General features: G+C 62.6%; 6 protein-coding genes. 3 read left to right on the plus strand and 3 right to left on the minus strand.

All coding sequences use genetic code 11. From position 1 onward, the window contains the following. Positions 1 to 180, minus strand: a 180-nt coding sequence (locus tag AC1DYI_RS30055) for a hypothetical protein (RefSeq protein WP_477207783.1), incomplete at its 3' end; no start/stop codon positions are given. A gap of 497 nt (positions 181 to 677) precedes the next feature. Here AC1DYI_RS30055 and AC1DYI_RS30060 point away from each other — a divergent pair. Together AC1DYI_RS30060 and AC1DYI_RS30065 are read left to right on the plus strand one after the other, a co-directional pair. After that, a complete protein-coding gene (locus AC1DYI_RS30060; RefSeq protein WP_477207784.1) occupies positions 678 to 887 on the plus strand; it encodes a hypothetical protein in 210 nt (69 codons plus the stop codon). Between the two features lie 111 nt (positions 888 to 998). Further along, on the plus strand, positions 999 to 1,349 hold the full coding sequence (locus AC1DYI_RS30065; RefSeq protein WP_477207785.1) for an RNA recognition motif domain-containing protein: 351 nt from the start codon (positions 999 to 1,001) through the stop codon (positions 1,347 to 1,349). A 158-nt stretch (positions 1,350 to 1,507) separates the two neighbouring features. Here AC1DYI_RS30065 and AC1DYI_RS30070 read toward each other — a convergent pair whose 3' ends face one another. Continuing rightward, on the minus strand, positions 1,508 to 2,632 hold the full coding sequence (locus AC1DYI_RS30070) for a PIN domain-containing protein (protein ID WP_477207786.1): 1,125 nt from the start codon (positions 2,630 to 2,632) through the stop codon (positions 1,508 to 1,510). 88 nt (positions 2,633 to 2,720) lie between these two features. Here AC1DYI_RS30070 and AC1DYI_RS30075 point away from each other — a divergent pair, with 88 nt between their 5' ends. Further along, a complete protein-coding gene (locus AC1DYI_RS30075; RefSeq protein WP_477207787.1) occupies positions 2,721 to 2,984 on the plus strand; it encodes a helix-turn-helix domain-containing protein in 264 nt (87 codons plus the stop codon). 43 nt (positions 2,985 to 3,027) lie between these two features. Here AC1DYI_RS30075 and AC1DYI_RS30080 read toward each other — a convergent pair. After that, positions 3,028 to 3,387, minus strand: a 360-nt coding sequence (locus AC1DYI_RS30080; RefSeq protein ID WP_477207788.1) for a hypothetical protein, incomplete at its 5' end; no start/stop codon positions are given.

The following is a 3,387-nucleotide window of genomic DNA, read 5'->3' on the forward strand; positions in this document are numbered from 1 at the left end:
GCCCTCGCCCGCACGTGCAGGAAATTTGTCCTCGAAGCGTAGCGCGAACTCGATGAAGCGCAGGTTCTTGCCATCGGGTTTGTCCTGCAGCACCTGCTGCAGCGCCTCCAGATCCTTGGCTGACGCGGGCATGGGCAGCGCGTGGCGGTTCAAGTCGAACAGGTAGAGGCTGGAGTGCATGGCGGGGGTTATGTGTTCTGGTGCCGCGGCCTGCGCCTGCAATGCACGGCGCGAATTCATTGTGGATGACGCTGGGCGCAAATATGCAGACGCCATGCCGAGGTCACCATGCCTCCACTCCCTCGGGTGCGGTGTGCAGCAATTGCCTCCACTTTCCGGAGTGAGTGGATCTTCGTCATCGCCCAGGGCGACGATGGCGTGGTCGGTTTCGGTGATCTGCCAAGCCGGGCGCATAGGGGCTCATCACAGATGCCCCAAAGTCTGGCTTTAGTATCTGGAAAAATATAAATTCCATTAAATGGGTATAAACGGTATAATGAAAATGTCACCGTGACATGCTTCTTCTGGCTGGCTATTGACGTCAACCGGGGTGCAGTTGGTGACCTTCTACATTTTTGGGCCGGCCAGGTAATAGCTAACCGAGCCCAAAAGTGCTCCCGCCGGGCGATTCAAGCCTGCAATCTTGACTGAACAACATTTCGCACAACGCCATTCCCATGGGCAAGTACGTCGTTTCGCCCGCGACACACCCAACCGACTGCGGCCGTTTTCGCGCCTCTTTTTCGGTACGCCAGGCTGAGGGCAACGGCGGTAGCCGCCGTGTGTTTCGCTTCGAAACAACCTTCGCCTCTAGCGAAGCTGCTCGGCTGTTCGCCGTCACTCAGGGCTGGCTGCGAGCATGCATGCCGCACCCCCCTGCGTGCTGACGATCTGGTCCCACCAGATCCCGTCCAAACTTCCCCCTCGCTGCGAACTCCCCATTCGCAAATTAGAAATTCGCATCCTGATGGTGCGCCAGTACCTAGAAAGGCTCGTCGATGAGCAACAAGATCTACGTGGGTAACCTGCCCTATTCCGTGACCGATTCCGCCCTGAAAAGCAACTTTGCCGAGTTTGGTAGCGTTTCCTCTGCCAAGGTCATGATGGACCGGGAAACCGGCACTTCCAAGGGCTTTGGGTTTGTGGAAATGGCTTCTGCCGAACTCGCCCAGGCCGCCATCTCGGCCCTGCACGGGATGTCCGTCGATGGACGCTCGATCGTCGTGAGTCTCGCCCGTCCCCGCGAAGCAAGCAGAGGTTCGAGCGGCTACGGCGCAGGTGAGTACACCGCAACCAAGCGTACGGATATCGGCTACGGCACGGGCGGCTTCGGCGGTGGTCGCTACTGACCCAGCGGCTCCCCGTGAATGACCGGCTCTCTTGAGTCGGTTTTTTTTTGCCCGACCCGGCGAACGTCAACTGTCGGGTCACGTCCGGGATTCACAGTCCCGGCCAGCAAGAGAGGGTCGCCGCTTGGACCGAGTCGCCCTGTAGCTACGCGACCCGCCTAGAACGCGTACTCCACCGCGCCCGACGCCGTCACCAGCACTTTGCCGCTGCCGAGCAACTCGGCCAACACCGCCTCGACGACCTGCGCATCGTGGCCTGACCCGATCCACAACTTGACCGAGGCGACGAGCCGCGATTTGCGCGCAGGCCGACTCTTGGTCTTCTTCAGGCTCGTCAGCACGTGGTCGAGCAGCTTGCTCACCGTGGTCGACGCGGTCAGTGCAGGTGGTGGGGCAGGTTTGGCCTTGGCTGCCTTCTTGGCTGCTGGCGCCTTCTTCGGTGTCGGTGCAGGCTTCGACGGTGCCTTGGCGACCTTCTGGGCCGGTGCCGTGGATGGCGTCGTCTTCTTGTCGGCAGCTGGCGCGGACTTCTTGGCTGCGGTTTTCTTCGCAGTCGACTTCTTCGCTGCGGCTTTGCGGGCTGGCGGGGTCGCCTTGAACTCGAGATGCCGCGCCGCGAAACCGAGCTCCATCGCGTGCTCCAGCATCGGCCGATAGCCCTTGTCGTTGGAGATGACGACGAAGCGCGCCTCCGGATGGCGCGCTGCGATGTAGCCCATGTAGAACGAGAGGTGAAAGTCCAGCGCGTTCTTGCCGGCGCGCGCGATCTTCACCGGCGTCGCACGGTCGCCGAACGAAGAATGCCGAGCGCCGACGTCCTTCTGCGTGGGCCCGTGGAAGAGCCACACGTCGGTCACTTCCGGCACCAGCGCACGCAGGTCCGCTTCGCCGGGCTGCACGTTTTCCCAGTCGACGAGGACGTGTGTCTCCACCGTCTCGGGTCCGGACGCGCCCGCAGGCAGTCCGGGCCGCAGTGGCGGATATTTCTTCGAGTTCTTGACGAGCTTGCGCCCCACGGCGCGCTTCAGGTCGACGCCCGTGTGGTCCGCGATCTGCACGAGGTAGAGCAGCACATCGGCCACCTCGTCCGCCACCTGCTCCTTGGTGACGTGATCGGCACAGGCCGACTGCGACTGCTCGGGCGTCATCCACTGGAAGATCTCGGCCAACTCAGCCGCTTCGACCATCAAAGCGGTGGCCAGGTTCTTCGGCGTATGGAACGACTGCCATTCGCGTTCGGCGGCGAATTGACGCAGCGTGGCCTGCAATGCGGTGATGTCCAACGTAGGCGCTCCTTGGGCGATCAGGCGACTTTGACACGACACGACATCGCGCTCGGGCTCGTGCATCACCTTGCTGTGACAATCCCCCATGGCCCAAGGTAAGCGAATTTCCGCCGAGATCGACGGCACGGCCCTCCAATCCATCAAGGACATGGGAGCAGCGGCGAAAGCGGCGCGCACGAAGGCGGGCGAGGGCCAGGCATCGGCGGCCGCTCGGCTGGGTGTTCATGTCCAGACCATCGCCAGAATCGAATCGGGTGAGCCGGGTGTCGCCATCGGACACGTGGTCGGGATGCTGGCGCTCTACGGCATGTCCGTGGAACTGCGGCAGGCAGGCGACCAGACTCCGTAGTCCGCGCGAAGTAGCACGCCAGGCGCTGCAGCGCCCATGAGAGTCAGGCTGGTCTGTGCAAGTCGCGCAGCCCATATCGGACGATGTGCGCGATCGGAACACCAACGTAAAAGATGTGCGCGAGCAGGCCGGCGACGATGCTCCACCCTTGCGGCAGTTTCCAGCCGGTGACGCCAGACAAGGGCACCACGACGAAGACCATGGCCAACCACGTCAGAACGCCATAGACGCTGCCCCACAGCCATGGCTGGGTGGCCAGGATCCGGAGCTTGTGAGCTGCCACCAAGTAGATCGCCGCCATGCCCGTCGTCAGGAGGAAGTGGCACAACAGCCCCACCCACGCCATCTCCGCGCCCCCTTGCATCGCACTTGGCCCCAGCAGGCCGCTGGCGATGTACTTCAG

The sequence above is a fragment of the Ideonella sp. P3_A4 genome, from assembly GCF_056403075.1.

What these genes read in the sequence shown, in the direction of transcription:
- AC1DYI_RS30060 (WP_477207784.1), top strand. Translation starts at nt 678, where the DNA reads ATGGGCAAGTACGTCGTTTCGCCCGCGACACACCCAACCGACTGCGGC.
- AC1DYI_RS30065 (WP_477207785.1), top strand. Translation starts at nt 999, where the DNA reads ATGAGCAACAAGATCTACGTGGGTAACCTGCCCTATTCCGTGACCGAT.
- AC1DYI_RS30075 (WP_477207787.1), top strand. Translation starts at nt 2,721, where the DNA reads ATGGCCCAAGGTAAGCGAATTTCCGCCGAGATCGACGGCACGGCCCTC.